This window comes from Aquimarina megaterium XH134, from assembly GCF_000520975.1.
GTDB classification, from domain to species: domain Bacteria; phylum Bacteroidota; class Bacteroidia; order Flavobacteriales; family Flavobacteriaceae; genus Aquimarina; species Aquimarina megaterium.
Genome location: NZ_JACB01000014.1, coordinates 1 through 14,400 on the forward strand (window position 1 = coordinate 1; position 14,400 = coordinate 14,400).

Below are 14,400 nucleotides of genomic sequence, written 5' to 3' on the forward strand. Positions count from 1 at the left end.
TCTGTTTCATATTTTTTGTATAAAATTAACAATTGTAGGTTTATTACTACAAAATATGATAATTCCCATCTTTAATAATGTTAAAAAACAAAATTATTAGATAAAATGCACCTTTTATTTGGTGGATTAAAAATAATTACTATCTTTACAGTGTAATAATGATTGAGTTCTTTCATTTCCCCCAAGATGAAAGTTTTTATAAAAGTGAGTTTTAATTTTAGAATAAGCCCCTAAATTAAGATGATTTGTGTGAAGAGAAAGAGTGCGAAAGCACTCTTTTTTATGCTTTATACTTTGGATAACCTTTACTTAAAGAAAATTTGTTGTTTATTTAATGAACAATATTGTAAGTTTTATACTACAAAAAAATGATTTTATTTTTAATTTGTGCTGATAAAAAGTATTTTTTATAGGTAAAATTCAATTTTTATTTGTGTGTACCGGATTTTTGCATTATATTTACACCATAATTAAAGAAAGTTAGTCTTTCCATCCCCCCCAAGATGGAAGATATTAATAAGAGTGAGTTTTAATTTTAGAATAAGCCCCTAAATTAAGATGATTTGTGTGAAGAAAAAGAGTGCGAAAGCACTCTTTTTTATTTATATAATAGCTATTATCGAGGATTTACCTATTCTAGTGATTGCATATTTACCAACTTTTGATAAATACCATCTTTAGAAATAAGCTCATCATGTGTTCCTTGTTCAACAATTTTTCCTTTTTGCATTACAACGATTAAATCTGAATTTTGTATTGTAGATAGCCTATGTGCAATTACAATACTTGTTCTATTTTTCATCATGTTCTCTAATGCAGATTGTACCAACCGTTCGCTTTCGGTATCCAAAGCAGAAGTGGCTTCATCCAAAATCATGATCGGAGGATTTTTTAATACCGCACGTGCTATAGATAACCGTTGCTTTTGTCCGCCACTAATTTTATTACCGCTATCTCCTATATTGGTTTCAATACCGGCCGGTAAATCTTTTACAAATTCCCAAGCATTAGCAATTTTTAAAGCTTTTATAATTTCTTCGTCAGATGCAGTTGGATCTCCAACCAGTAAATTATTTTTTATAGACTCATTAAATAAAATAGAATCCTGGGTAACCAACCCCATTAAATCTCTTAGGGAGTGTTTAGTGAGATCTTTGATATCAACACCATCTATTTTTATGTTTCCTTTATTTACATCATAAAAACGAGTAACCAGATTGGCGATGGTAGATTTACCACTACCAGACTGACCAACCAGTGCAACAGAACTACCTTTTGGTACTTTTAAAGAAAAATCGTTTAGCACATACTCATCTTCATATTTAAAAGAGATATTTTCTATACTAATATCAGAGGTAAACTCTTTTTTCTCTTTTGCATCAGGGTGATCTTGTAGAGGAGAGGTGGTATTTAGTATTTCTAGTACACGTTCTGCCGCTGCATTACCTCTTTTTACTCCATAACTCGCCTTAGAAATAGCTTTTGCTGGCGTAAGAATATTATAAGCAAGACCCATATATACAATAAAAAGCCCTGGATCTAATGATTTTTCAACCAGTACCATTTGCCCCCCATACCATAATAAAATAGAAATAACGGTTATACCCAAAAATTCACTTGTTGGAGATGCAAGATTTTGCCTGTTTAGTAGCGTATTAGAGAAATTATAGAAACGTGAAGTAGACTTTTGGAATTTTTTTCCAAATATTTTTTCAGCATTAAACCCCTTGATAACTTTTAATCCACCAAGAGTTTCTTCAACAATAGAAAGAAAAAAACCTTGTTCCTGTTGTACTTTATCCGAGTGTTTTTTTAATTTTTTTCCAATTAAGGAAATCAAAAACCCCGATATAGGAATAAAAATAAAGACAAATATTGTCAATTTTAGACTTATCAATAACATGGTGAGTATCGTAAATAGAATCATTAGAGGTTCTCTTACGATAAGTTCTAATATAGATAAAAAGGAATGTTGTATTTCTAAAACATCTGTAGATATTCTAGCCATAGTATCTCCTTTTCTTTTTTCTGAAAAATATGACAATGGTAATTCTACTGTCTTTTTGTATAATTCATTACGTATATCTTTTAGTACACCATTTCTTAGGAATGTAATAAAATACATGGCTAGATAATTAAAAATATTCTTAAGAAAGAACATACTAATTACCAGAACGACCATAAAAATTAGAACGTCCTCATTACCTTCATCGGCTTTTTGTGTTACAAAATAATTAAGGTAATCTTCACCGTATTCCTTAGCTTTTAATATGCCTTCCCATTTTGGTTTAACCCTAATCCTTTCAGTTTTGTCAAAAAGAACCTTCAGCATGGGAAATAAAGACACCATAGATAGTGTTCCGAAAAGGGCATAAAAAATATTAGAAATTATATTTAATATAGCATATACTTTATAGGGTTTCGCAAAGCGAAGAATTTGTTTAAAATAATTCATTAAAAATATACTGAACAGCTATCACTGTTGTTTAAGTTAATTGTAAGTCTTTTTTGATGGCTTCAATTTTACCATCTAATTGTTGTTGCACAGTGGTAAAGTCGGCACTGGTATGAAGTGATTCCTGTACACTTATATAAAATTTTATTTTTGGTTCTGTTCCGCTTGGTCTGGCTGCAATTTTACTTCCAGCTTCGGTATAAAATATCAAAACATTTGATTTTGGGATATCGATACTGTGTTCTGTATGATCCTGAATGTTTTTGGCAATACCCGTTTGATAATCCTCGATCAGTACTACTTTTTCTTCATTAAGAGATTCTGGAGGATTATTTCTTAAATCCACCATAGTTTGCTTAATCTCTGCAGCACCATCGATTCCTTTTTTCACTAATGAAACCAAATGTTCCTTATAAAAACCATGTTTTGTATATAAATCTAATAAAGTACTATAAAAAGAACTACCATTTGCTTTCGCAAAAGCAACAATCTCACAAGCAAGTAAGGTAGATGTTACGGCATCTTTATCTCTAACAAAATCACCAACCATAAATCCAAAACTTTCTTCGCCACCACCAATAAAGTGTTGCTCGGGGAAATCTTTGATTAATTTGGCAATCCATTTAAAACCAGTTAGCACTTCTTTATATTCTACACTGTAGGCCTGGGCCAGACTTTGCATCATAGGAGTAGATACTATGGTAGAGGCAATAAATTCATTACCCGTAAACCCTTGTTTTTTATAATTTTCTAACAAAAACCAGGTCATTACAATCATAGTCTGATTTCCGTTAAGTAACTGTAATTCTCCCTGGTCATTACGCACAGCTATTCCTAATCGATCACAATCAGGATCGGTACCGATTACAATATCTGCATCAACTTTGGCAGCAAGTTCCATTGCCATAGTTAGGGCTTCTGGTTCTTCTGGATTAGGAGATTTTACAGTAGGAAAATTACCATCGGGTTCTGCTTGTTCTTGTACAATATGTACATTTTTGTATCCTGCTTTTTCGAGAGTTTCGGGTACAGCAGTAATAGAAGTACCGTGTAAAGAAGTAAAAACAATTGTTGTATTGTCTTTTGCTTCCTGGGTAGCTGCAAAACTTCCGTTTTTTACACTTTGTTCAATAAAAACGGTATCAATCTCCTGATCTATTTTTTGAATAAGACTGGGATTGGTATCAAATTGAATATCTGAATATTTTAATGCATTTATTTCTGAAATAATCTCACCATCCTGCGGCGGAACTAATTGTCCGCCATCCTGCCAGTATACTTTATAGCCATTATATTCTGGCGGATTATGACTTGCAGTAAGTACAATACCACAATGACATCCTAATTCTCGTACGGCAAAAGATAATTCTGGAGTAGGGCGAAGGCTAGAGAATAAATAGACTTTAACTCCATTAGCAGAAAATACATCTGCAACTACTTGTGCAAGCGTATCACTATTATGTCTACAATCATAAGCGATTACTGCTTTTGGCTGTTCTCCCGGAAATTGCTTGATCAGATAATTACTTAATCCTTGTGTGCTTTTTCCCAGGGTGTATTTATTGATTCGATTGGTACCTACGCCCATGATACCACGCATACCTCCGGTACCAAATTCGAGATCTTTATAAAAACTCTCTTTTAATTCTTCTGAATTAGTATCCTGTAAATTTTTAATTTCTTTTTGTGTAGCGGTATCAAAAACCGGAGTTAACCACTCGTCAACTCTTAGGTTTATAACAGAATCTGTGATTTGCATGCTTGTGATTTTAGTGCAAAAATACTATTTAATTTTGGTAAAAAAGTTTCGAAATACGCATAAACTGCTTCGATATATAATTCATCTTGATTTTTTATGTCTGCAAGATGAATTGAGTACATTAAAGATGTATCTTTTCTGCAATGCTATATCGCTCTTTACTTCGTTTACTGGTTAGGATAATTTCACCTAAGAATCCTGCCAGGAAGAACTGTGTTCCCAGGATCATAGAGGTTAACGCTACATAAAACTCGGGGCGTTGTGCGATGAGTCTCCCTTTGGTTTCTATAAAAAGTTTATCGATTCCCAGGTATAACGAAAAACAGAACCCTATAATAAAAAGTAAGGTACCGATAAGACCAAAAAAGTGCATGGGTCTTTTGCCAAAACGCGACATAAACCAAATGGTGATTAAATCTAGGAAACCGTTAATAAAACGACTCATTCCAAATTTGGTTTTACCATATTTTCGAGCCTGGTGTAGCACTACTTTCTCACCGATTTTGGCAAAACCGGCATTTTTGGCAAGTACCGGGATATAACGATGCATCTCACCATGTACATCTATGTTTTTTATTACGATATTTTTATACGCCTTTAGTCCACAGTTAAAATCATGTAATTTAACACCAGATGTTTTTCTGGCCGCAGCATTAAATAATTTTGAAGGTAGATTTTTGGCAATAACAGAATCATATCGTTTCTTTTTCCATCCGGAAATAAGATCATATCCTTCTTTGGTGATCATATCATACAATTCTGGGATTTCTTCAGGATTGTCCTGTAAATCAGCATCCATAGTGATCACTACATCACCTTGTGCTTCTTTGAATCCCGAGTGTAGCGCCTGGGATTTGCCAAAGTTTTTTAAAAAACGAATTCCTTTTACATTCGAATCTTTTGTTGATAACGCAGAGATGGTATCCCACGATCCATCGGTACTACCATCATCGATAAAGATAATTTCGTAAGAAAAAGAATTGGATTGCATAACTTTTGCAATCCAATTGTATAATTCGTTAAGTGATTCCTGCTCATTAAGCAGTGGTATGACCACAGATATATTCATATATTAATATAAGTCTTGTTTCTTTTGCATTGCTAATCCTGCAAATAGGGAAATGATAAATCCAATAAATAAACTCCAGATTAACGCAAATGCCGAAAGCATATATGGAGTTGTAAATTTCTTAGTCATCTCCAGACTTTGGTTTAATTGTTCTTCTGGCATATCAGGAAAACGCTCGATCATCTGTTCACGCTGTACTTCATTCATTTGGTTTACAATATCCGGCTCAATAACGCTCATTAACAGAATCGTCCAGATAACGCTTATGATACCGCCAATAAGAGCAATACCCAGCCCAATTTTTATGGCTTCACCAAGTTTAAGAAATCCACCGTTGGCAGCTTTATATGCTTTTATTCCGTATACGGTAACACCGACCATAATTGCCAAACCGATAACAGAATGTACCCAGTTTTGCTCAGCATATCCATCCATAACATAGACTACTACTCCCATTAGGACAGAGAGAATCCCCAGGATTACTCCGTAGTTGATTATAATTTTCTTGGTTGATGCCTTATCATTTTCCATATATACTATAGTTTTGGTTATTATAAACCATAAGTACACAAATATAGTAAATTGTTACAGGATGCGTAATAAATTTATAGGATTGATCACTAATGTCTACTTAGTATTTTTAGATATAATAATGATAAATAAGTAGATAAATAGATCTATACATTAAAAAACATCTCTGTTTTTTTGCATGATGGCTCCGCCTATTAAAGAAATAATAAAACCGGAAAATAGATTCCAAGCTATTCCTATTATTGACATTATGTAAGGAGAGTTAATTTTTTCAACCATTGCTCTACTTTGTTTGATTTGCTCTTGAGATATATTTGGGTTTTTTTCAAACATTGCCTTTCGTTGAGCGTCGAATATTTGATCTGTCATATTGGGTTCGATTACGTTCATTAAAAGAGAATTCCAAACAATAGTAATAATACCTCCGATCAAAGCAATCCCAATACCTATTTTTAGAGCTTCACTCAATTTTAAAAAACCATTATTAGCTGATTTGTAAACTTTTATTCCATAAATAATAACTCCAATTAGTACCGCTGCTCTTATAACAGCAAAAATTTGATTTTTGCTGGTTGTATTATTAGTTAGGTATAAAATAACACCATATACAACGAATAATATCCCTAAAGTTATTCCATATTTTAATATGTGTTTTTTGATAGAAATAGTTGTTTTTTCCATAGTATAAAAATGTTTTTCAGTTGTTTGTTAACCATAAGTGCGCAAATATAATAAAATGGTATTAGTATTGTAAAAATAGCACTTTATCGATATAATTCACATTTTTATCGTATATTTACTAGATTATTACGGTTTTACCGTAGTTAAAATATGGTGTCAGCAGGCGTAAAATAAGGGGATTCGCTTAAAATGACTGTAAAGGATTAATCTGTTGATAACTTGTGTTTTAGGAGTAATTTTATAGTAGATTATTGATGAAACAAACTTTTTTAGAATTGCTTACCCCAATTTGAGTTGTATAAAAATATATTAACGAAACTAGTATTTATGAGAAAACTATTACTTTTTACATGTGTGATTTCTTTCCTTACTGTAATTTCTTGTTCTCGAGATGAGGAATCTACACAAGTTTCATTAGCGGAGAAAGAATACCTGGTAAAGCAGACTATTATTGAGTTTAATAATAGTGCAGTTAAAAGCGGGAAATATGAAACATTTGTTAATTCTGTGTCTGAAAAATCTTCTACGACACCGTTAAATCAAGCTGAATTGGAAGAGATGGTTCAGAATTTCTTAGGGATTCAAACTCAAGCTTTTCTGGATGTGTATTATCAGTTAGTAGCATTAAATATGACTACAGAAGAATTTTATAATATTGCTGATCAATTTGAGTATCTAAGATTAAATATTAAAACGAAATCTAGTAAGAATTCAGGTTGTTGTGATGCTAGTGACTCTGTTGGTGCAAATTACAAAGAACTAGGAGCCTTGCTTAATTGGGCATGCGGCTGTCAAGAAGAATAATATTTTAATAGTATCCTAGAATAGTTAACAGGTACCTTTCACACCAATTAATTTACATTTCTTTATTTGTGAAATAATTTTTGCATTTAAAAAAATAGTTGTAAATTTGCACCTCGAAAATAGAAAAGAATAATACAATGAGAAAAGGTATTCACCCAGAAAATTATAGATTAGTTGCTTTTAAAGATATGTCTAACGATGAAGTTTTTTTAACTAAATCTACAGCCAATACTAAAGAAACTTTAGAAGTAGATGGTGTAGAGTATCCGTTAGTGAAATTAGAAATTTCAAGAACATCACATCCTTTCTATACCGGTAAGTCTAAACTTATCGATACTGCAGGACGTATTGATAAATTCAAAAACAAATATGCTAAGTTCAAAAAGTAATTTAGTACTATACTATAATAGAAAGTCTTTCCGATCGGAAAGGCTTTTTTTATTCCCAAAAATTCAGATTAATTAAATACGAGTTCGATGTAAATTATAATACTTAAAAAGCGTCAATTCGAGTGTTTTGTCATAATGGAATGGAGACAAAATGTACTTCGGCAAGGCTTGTCCTGAGTTTATCGAAGGGCTCAGCAGGGCTATCGAGAATAACTTTTTTAGCAAATCCTTATCATTCTGAGTGTGTCGAAGGGCTTAATACACCACGTCCAAAAACGTGGCACTCGAGTCTATGTGATTTTCTTAGATCGAACTCAAATTATGACAAATTCATTTTACTATTTTAACATGAATAATGGATATGAAATTTTTGTCAGTTTGAGTACCAGATCTCTGATTTGGTGTATCGAAAACAAGAAAATGTATAACTAAAAAGTACTTCTCGATACTAAGTTTTTATAGAATTTTACTCGAAGTGATGTATCTGCTCTTAAATATTATTTATGTTATTTTACAAATAAATTCGTCAAACAACACTATTTTTAATATTAACGTCTTTATTTTTGCAGCCGTATAACTAACTAATTTTTTGAAATCAAAACATGAATTATATTCTTTTTGACGGTGTCTCACGTAATGCGTTATTACCATTTACTTATACACGACCAGTTGCCGAGATTAGGATTGGGATATTAACCATTCGCGAGAAATGGGAGAAATATTTGGGATCTACTACTTCTACAGTAACTGAAGAATATCTAAGCGAAAAATTTCCTATGGTAGAGCTGGCAGAGAATATAATGATCAATGCTTCTTATTTACCATCAGAGCAGTTGGTGGCTGCTATCAAAAACCTGAAACCCGAACAGGCTATTTTTTGTAATGACGAACCTATCGCTTTTTATGTTAAAGAGGAGCAGGAGGTAGATTTTGAAGCCTACGAGATAATAACGTACGATACGGATGTGTTTACGGTACAGCATACCTGGGATATCTTTTCAAAAAATGAACAGGCGATTGCCGATGATTTTAAGCTACTAACACAGGGTAGGGTAAGTGAGCCTATTCCTGAAAGTAATAATATCATCGCACCCGAAAATATTTTTATTGAAGAAGGAGCAACACTCGAATTTACAACACTTAATGCCAGTAAAGGACCGATATACATAGGAAAAGATGCCGAAATCATGGAAGGTAGTATGATTAGAGGGCCTTTTGCGCTTTGTGATCGTGCTGTAGTAAAGATGGGAGCAAAGATTTATGGAGGTACTACTATTGGAGTGTATTCTAAGGTAGGAGGAGAGATTAATAACTCTGTAATATTTGGATGCTCTAATAAAGGGCATGACGGGTATATGGGGAATTCTGTAATAGGAGAATGGTGTAACCTGGGAGCAGATACAAATACCTCTAATCTTAAAAATAATTATGCCGAAGTTCGCTTATGGAATTATGAAGCAGAAAGTTTTACAAAAACAGGATTGCGATTCTGTGGTTTGATGATGGGAGATCATTCTAAATGTGGTATCAATACCATGTTTAATACAGGGACTGTTGTAGGGGTAAATGCCAATATTTTTGGTACAGGTTTTCCACGTAATTTTGTGCCTAGCTATAGCTGGGGAGGGAGTGCAGGTTTTACGACCTACTTGACCAAAAAAGCCTTTGAAGTGGCTAAAGTAGTTATGTCCAGAAGAAAAGTTGAGTTTACAAAACAAGAAGAACAGATTCTCGAACATATCTTTGAAGATACTAAGCAATGGCGAAAGAGTTATGAAAAATAGTTCTCTTGTGTTTGTATAATATAATTATCTCACTAAATCAGAAGACTCTAAGGAATTGGTGATTTATTGTTTTTTTACAAGAGATAAATAAAACGATTAGAAATTTTTAAAATGCTGCAAAAGATACTATCATCTATGCAGCATTTTTTATTTAGCAAAATTTATTCTGCATTATCCTTTCTACCTTTGCATACACAAGCCCAGCTTACTAATCCTCCCCACCAGTTTCCTGTTCCGGATTGAATTGCTCCTACTGTACAGCAGGCAGTATTTCCAGCTTTTACTTTTGCTTGTTGATTCTTGGTAAGTTTTTGTACTCCTTGAATTTCCAAAATGGATTTCATACTTAATTTGTTTGAATTAATAGAATTATTTATTCTTGCTAAAATATAATTTTAGCTGTCATAAAGCATATTAAATCGATAAAAAGCAGAATAGTTTTATTTTTTGTAGAAATAATCACTTTATTTTCTCTTTCCACACTCGTTTTAGTACCAGGAAATTTTGTGGATTATTGGTGAGTCCTTTTACGTTTTTTTGAGTAAATCGAACTACCTGATCATAATATAGAGGAACGATAGGAGCATTTGCAATAATGATAGAGTCCATTTTTGCATAGTGCTGCTCTCTTATTTTGATATCGGTTATTAAGAAACTTTCTTCGTATAAGCGATCAAAAGTTTCATTTTTGAAATGTGTATAGTTAGGGCCGTGAGGAGTAAAATTTTTACTGTAATATGGTGATAGAAAATTTTCGGCATCCGGATAATCTGCAATCCAACTGGCACGAAAAGATTCTAATTTTCCTTTCCATTTCTTTTGGCGTATCGTCGAAGATGGCATTACATCTACAATAATGTTTAATCCAACTTTCTCAAGTTCTCGCTGTATAAATTCGCAAATGCTCTGATAATTTGCATCTGTAGCAATTCGTATGGTTGGATTGTTGTTTCCTGTTTGCTTTTTATAGGTTTCTACTAACTTACGAGCTTTTACAGGGTCATACTCATATCCAGGAATTTTATTAAACCCGGGAATACCCTTTGGGATAAAACCGTGTATTGCAGGGGTTCCTATACCATTTTTTAAATAGGTGATCATCTTTTTCCTGTCGAAACCATGATTGATGGCTTTCCTCAGTAGTTTCGATTGTATTTCTTTTTTGTCTGTATCGAGGTAGAAACCCAGGTATTCAGAATTTAGATAAGAGCCTTTACTTATATTGATACGTTCTCTGTATTTCTCTCTTAACTTTCCGCTAGGGGTTAATAATTCATCTTTATATGAGGCATCTAAGCTGTTTAATAAATCGATATTTCCTTTGGCAAACTGTAAAAATTCACTTTGCTTGTCGGGTAAAAAAGTAATGGCTACAGCCTCGAGATAGGGGAGTTGTTTGCCATTTTTGCCCTTTTCAAAATACAATTCATTTTTACGCAAAACGAGCTTGATGTTTTCTTCCCATAATTTAAATTTAAAAGGACCAGTACCAATAGGATTCGCTCTAAACTCACTACCATAAAACGATACAACTTCCTTAGGAACCACAGAGCAATATCGCATACTCATTAATCCCAAAAATGCGGGAAAAGGTTTTTTTAGTTTGATTTCAAAAATAGTATCATTAATAGCTTTATAGGTGTCTACTGTTTTAAGAACCCAGTTACCGGGAGATGCTACTTTGGGATCAACTAATCTATTAAAACTATACACAAAATCCTCTGCAACAACATATCGAGTACTGTCTTTAGTTTTAAATTGTTCATGTTTATGAAACTTTACATCATCTCGAAGTATAAAGGTATAGGTAAGGGCGTCTTCAGAAATTTCCCACCTTTTTGCAATATCCGGCTTAATATGTAAAGAATCGTCTAGTTGTATCAAACTGTTAAATAACTGATTTGTAGACCAGATATTAGCAACATCCCTCGCAAATGCGGGATCTAATGAACTTATGTTTTCATATTGATTATACCGAAATACCAAATGATCTCTGTTTTCTTGAGAAGAATCTTTACAGGATACGAGAGTAAGTAAAATATAAGCTATTGTTAAATAGCGAATTATGAAAAAATAATGAACACACTTCAATTTTAGTAAACGAATTATTGTTGGTATATTTGCACCCTGAAAATTTATTCTAGAGTGACTCAATATTTTTGAGTTTTGGTATGGGTAAATATAATGAGATTTCTGCCCCTGCGGAAATGACACTTATGTTTTATGAGAAAAAAAGTTGCTTTTTATACTTTGGGTTGTAAACTGAATTTTTCAGAAACCTCTACAATAGCAAGAAATTTTACAGATGAAGGCTTTGATCGTGTAGATTTTTCTGAGAATGCAGATATCTATGTCATTAATACATGTTCTGTTACCGAAAACGCAGATAAAAGATTTAAAACCATAGTTAAACAAGCGCAAAAGGTAAATCCAGATGCTTTTGTAGCTGCTGTGGGATGCTATGCCCAGTTAAAACCTGAAGAATTAGCTTCTGTAGATGGTGTAGATCTTGTTTTGGGAGCTACAGAAAAATTTAAGATCACCGATTATATTAATGATCTCTCTAAGAATGATTTTGGAGAAGTGCATTCTTGCGAAATCGAAGAAGCCGATTTTTATGTGGGTAGTTACTCTATAGGAGATCGTACCCGTGCATTCTTAAAAGTGCAGGACGGTTGTGATTATAAATGTACTTACTGTACAATCCCGCTTGCCAGAGGAATTTCACGAAGCGATACCCTGCAGAATGTATTAAAAAATGCTAAAGAAATTTCTGAAAAAGGAATTAAAGAGATTGTGCTTACCGGAGTTAATATAGGAGATTATGGTAAAGGTGAGTATGGAAATAAGAAACATGAACATACTTTTTTCGAACTTGTACAGGCATTGGATGAGGTTGAAGGTATTGAACGATTACGAATTTCGTCTATAGAACCCAATTTACTTAAAAATGAAACTATAGATTTTGTGTCAGGTTCCAGGACTTTTGTGCCACATTTTCATATCCCTTTACAATCTGGGAATGATGATATATTAAAACTGATGCGTCGCAGATATCTTAGTGATCTATATGTTGATAGGGTACAAAAGATTAAAGAAGTAATGCCTCATGCATGTATTGGGGTAGATGTTATTGTTGGTTTTCCTGGTGAGACCGATGATCACTTTTTAGACACCTATAACTTTTTATCTCGATTAGATATCTCATATTTACATGTATTTACCTATTCTGAAAGAGATAATACAGTAGCTGCAGCTTTAGATGGTGTGGTTTCTCTGGATGTTAGAAAGAAAAGAAGTAAAATGTTAAGAGGATTATCTGCAAAGAAAAGAAGAGCGTTTTATGAAAGCCAGTTAGGAACCGAAAGAACAGTTCTGTTTGAGTCTGAAAATAAAGAAGGATATATACATGGTTTTACAGAAAATTATGTGAAAGTAAAAATGCCATGGAATCCATTGTATGTGAATACCTTACATAAGGTGAGATTAAGAACTATTGATGAAGATGGGATGGTGAGATTTGATTTTATAGCATAAAAATCAAGCGAAGTTCAATATATAACACACAAAAGCCTGCTGTATAGCAGGCTTTTGTGTGTTATAATAGAGTAGTATACTATATATTTATTCCTACGGGAAGTAAATCTTTATATTTCCTTCGGTTTTTTCGCATAAATTTTGCAATAATAGGACTAGTAGGTACTAATCTAATATTACGTTCTTCAATTACATTAAATACTGCAACGATAAAATCTTGTTCGTAACCTTTTTCAAGATGTTCTTCACTCATGATAAGTTTAGTAAGAAATATTTTTCTTTCTTGTAGCGCGTATTCGATCTTTGCTTTTTGACCGTCAATTGTAGTTTCGAATTGTCTTAGAAATTCGTTGTCGATAATTTCTAATTCAACAGCACTCATGTTCTCCATATTTTTTTAAATTATTGAGATATTTAATCAAATGTTTATAAGGAGCTAACCTTACTAATCATAACCATCTTAATTAGAGAAGGTTTTTCAGATATATATCTGAAATATAGGTTTTTAACCTAATAAAAATGAGGTTTTACCTTGTCTCATCTAACTAAAATTAGTTAGTTCTAAAATTCCCTTTTGCAAAAATTTAACTCAATGTTTCCTTTTTTCTAACAAAGGAATACTATAATTTTGATACGCAAAGATAAGAAAATTAGAGTTTTAAATTTAATACCCACTGTTAAAATACCTATGTCGCAGGAAGTTAGCCATGTTTACTTTGTTCCAGGGATGGCAGCAGATGTTTCGATATTCGAATATATTAAGCTTCCCAAGGATAAATTTGTAACTCAAACCCTACCTTGGAAAATCCCAAATAAGAATGAATCTATAGAGGATTATGCTAAACGTATGTGTGAAGAAATTGAGCATAAGAACTGTATTTTGATCGGGGTATCGTTTGGAGGTGTGATGGTGCAAGAGATGAGTAAGTATTTGAGTTTAAAGAAACTTGTTATTATTTCGAGTGTAAAAAACAAGTTCGAATTACCTACCCGAATTAAAATTGCCAGAAAAACCAAGGCTTATAAACTGTTGCCAACAGCAATAGTTTCTAAGATAGATAATTGGGAAAAATTGGCTTTTGGTGATTTTGCAAAAAAACGTGCAGCCATGTATCAAAAATATTTATCTATAAATGATAAAAGGTATTTGGATTGGGCTATAGAAAATATGGTATGTTGGAATCAGGAAAAAACACCAGATAATCTTGTTCATATTCATGGGGATAAAGACATCGTTTTTCCTATCTCAAATATAAAAAATTGTATAACAGTTGATGGGGGAACTCATGTTATGATTGTAAATAGAGCAAGGTGGTTTAATAAAAATTTACCCGAAATAATTAGTGATAACTTACGTTAATCTAACTTTTTACGCTATATTGTACAATAAA

13 protein-coding genes are annotated in these 14,400 nt (G+C 32.7%); 5 read left to right on the plus strand and 8 right to left on the minus strand.

What is annotated here, in order from left to right; all coding sequences use genetic code 11:
• Positions 1-631: 631 nt before the first annotated feature.
• The 5 genes from Z053_RS0109900 to Z053_RS0109925 form a co-directional block, all read right to left on the minus strand.
• Entirely contained in the window at positions 632-2,455 is a 1,824-nt protein-coding gene (locus Z053_RS0109900) for an ABC transporter ATP-binding protein (RefSeq protein WP_025664861.1), read from the minus strand.
• A 31-nt stretch (positions 2,456-2,486) separates the two neighbouring features.
• Positions 2,487-4,214 (minus strand): phospho-sugar mutase, encoded by a 1,728-nt coding sequence (locus tag Z053_RS0109905; RefSeq protein WP_025664862.1) that lies wholly within the window; start codon positions 4,212-4,214, stop codon positions 2,487-2,489.
• Between the two features lie 121 nt (positions 4,215-4,335).
• On the minus strand, positions 4,336-5,283 hold the full coding sequence (locus tag Z053_RS0109915; protein ID WP_025664863.1) for a glycosyltransferase family 2 protein: 948 nt from the start codon (positions 5,281-5,283) through the stop codon (positions 4,336-4,338).
• Positions 5,284-5,286: 3 nt separating this feature from the next.
• Positions 5,287-5,814 (minus strand): DUF4199 domain-containing protein, encoded by a 528-nt coding sequence (locus tag Z053_RS0109920; RefSeq protein ID WP_024771189.1) that lies wholly within the window; start codon positions 5,812-5,814, stop codon positions 5,287-5,289.
• 153 nt (positions 5,815-5,967) lie between these two features.
• Positions 5,968-6,495, minus strand: coding sequence for a DUF4199 domain-containing protein (locus tag Z053_RS0109925; RefSeq protein WP_025664864.1), 528 nt, complete (start codon positions 6,493-6,495; stop codon positions 5,968-5,970).
• A 327-nt stretch (positions 6,496-6,822) separates the two neighbouring features.
• Between Z053_RS0109925 and Z053_RS0109930 the strand changes: the two genes are divergently transcribed.
• The 3 genes from Z053_RS0109930 (at position 6,823) to Z053_RS0109940 (ending at position 9,472) form a co-directional block, all read left to right on the plus strand.
• Positions 6,823-7,299 (plus strand): hypothetical protein, encoded by a 477-nt coding sequence (locus Z053_RS0109930; RefSeq protein ID WP_025664865.1) that lies wholly within the window; start codon positions 6,823-6,825, stop codon positions 7,297-7,299.
• Positions 7,300-7,436: 137 nt separating this feature from the next.
• Positions 7,437-7,688 (plus strand): type B 50S ribosomal protein L31, encoded by a 252-nt coding sequence (locus Z053_RS0109935; RefSeq protein WP_025664866.1) that lies wholly within the window; start codon positions 7,437-7,439, stop codon positions 7,686-7,688.
• Positions 7,689-8,290: 602 nt separating this feature from the next.
• Positions 8,291-9,472, plus strand: a complete 1,182-nt coding sequence (locus tag Z053_RS0109940) for a GlmU family protein (protein WP_025664867.1) — start codon at positions 8,291-8,293, stop codon at positions 9,470-9,472.
• 161 nt (positions 9,473-9,633) lie between these two features.
• Here the strand turns inward: Z053_RS0109940 and Z053_RS0109945 are convergent, their stop codons facing one another.
• Together Z053_RS0109945 and Z053_RS0109950 are read right to left on the minus strand one after the other, a co-directional pair.
• Complete coding sequence (locus Z053_RS0109945; protein ID WP_025664868.1) at positions 9,634-9,816, minus strand: hypothetical protein; 183 nt, start codon at positions 9,814-9,816, stop codon at positions 9,634-9,636.
• A 115-nt stretch (positions 9,817-9,931) separates the two neighbouring features.
• Complete coding sequence (locus tag Z053_RS0109950) at positions 9,932-11,539, minus strand: ABC transporter substrate-binding protein (RefSeq protein WP_035095785.1); 1,608 nt, start codon at positions 11,537-11,539, stop codon at positions 9,932-9,934.
• Positions 11,540-11,695: 156 nt separating this feature from the next.
• Here Z053_RS0109950 and mtaB point away from each other — a divergent pair, with 156 nt between their 5' ends.
• Positions 11,696-13,009, plus strand: a complete 1,314-nt coding sequence (gene mtaB, locus Z053_RS0109955; RefSeq protein WP_025664870.1) for a tRNA (N(6)-L-threonylcarbamoyladenosine(37)-C(2))-methylthiotransferase MtaB — start codon at positions 11,696-11,698, stop codon at positions 13,007-13,009.
• 79 nt (positions 13,010-13,088) lie between these two features.
• Here mtaB and Z053_RS0109960 read toward each other — a convergent pair whose 3' ends face one another.
• The gene (locus tag Z053_RS0109960) at positions 13,089-13,391 is read right to left on the minus strand and encodes a GNAT family N-acetyltransferase (protein WP_025664871.1); all 303 of its coding nucleotides are present in this window, start codon (positions 13,389-13,391) and stop codon (positions 13,089-13,091) included.
• A gap of 306 nt (positions 13,392-13,697) precedes the next feature.
• On the opposite strand from Z053_RS0109960, the gene Z053_RS0109965 reads away from it, so the two are divergent.
• A complete protein-coding gene (locus tag Z053_RS0109965) occupies positions 13,698-14,369 on the plus strand; it encodes a hypothetical protein (RefSeq protein ID WP_025664872.1) in 672 nt (223 codons plus the stop codon).
• Positions 14,370-14,400: the final 31 nt, after the last annotated feature.

What these genes read in the sequence shown, in the direction of transcription:
- Z053_RS0109960 (WP_025664871.1), bottom strand. Translation starts at nt 13,391, where the DNA reads ATGAGTGCTGTTGAATTAGAAATTATCGACAACGAATTTCTAAGACAA.
- Z053_RS0109965 (WP_025664872.1), top strand. Translation starts at nt 13,698, where the DNA reads ATGTCGCAGGAAGTTAGCCATGTTTACTTTGTTCCAGGGATGGCAGCA.
- Z053_RS0109905 (WP_025664862.1), bottom strand. Translation starts at nt 4,214, where the DNA reads ATGCAAATCACAGATTCTGTTATAAACCTAAGAGTTGACGAGTGGTTA.
- Z053_RS0109925 (WP_025664864.1), bottom strand. Translation starts at nt 6,495, where the DNA reads ATGGAAAAAACAACTATTTCTATCAAAAAACACATATTAAAATATGGA.
- Z053_RS0109900 (WP_025664861.1), bottom strand. Translation starts at nt 2,455, where the DNA reads ATGAATTATTTTAAACAAATTCTTCGCTTTGCGAAACCCTATAAAGTA.
- Z053_RS0109940 (WP_025664867.1), top strand. Translation starts at nt 8,291, where the DNA reads ATGAATTATATTCTTTTTGACGGTGTCTCACGTAATGCGTTATTACCA.
- Z053_RS0109920 (WP_024771189.1), bottom strand. Translation starts at nt 5,814, where the DNA reads ATGGAAAATGATAAGGCATCAACCAAGAAAATTATAATCAACTACGGA.
- Z053_RS0109945 (WP_025664868.1), bottom strand. Translation starts at nt 9,816, where the DNA reads ATGAAATCCATTTTGGAAATTCAAGGAGTACAAAAACTTACCAAGAAT.
- Z053_RS0109935 (WP_025664866.1), top strand. Translation starts at nt 7,437, where the DNA reads ATGAGAAAAGGTATTCACCCAGAAAATTATAGATTAGTTGCTTTTAAA.
- mtaB (WP_025664870.1), top strand. Translation starts at nt 11,696, where the DNA reads ATGAGAAAAAAAGTTGCTTTTTATACTTTGGGTTGTAAACTGAATTTT.
- Z053_RS0109930 (WP_025664865.1), top strand. Translation starts at nt 6,823, where the DNA reads ATGAGAAAACTATTACTTTTTACATGTGTGATTTCTTTCCTTACTGTA.
- Z053_RS0109915 (WP_025664863.1), bottom strand. Translation starts at nt 5,283, where the DNA reads ATGAATATATCTGTGGTCATACCACTGCTTAATGAGCAGGAATCACTT.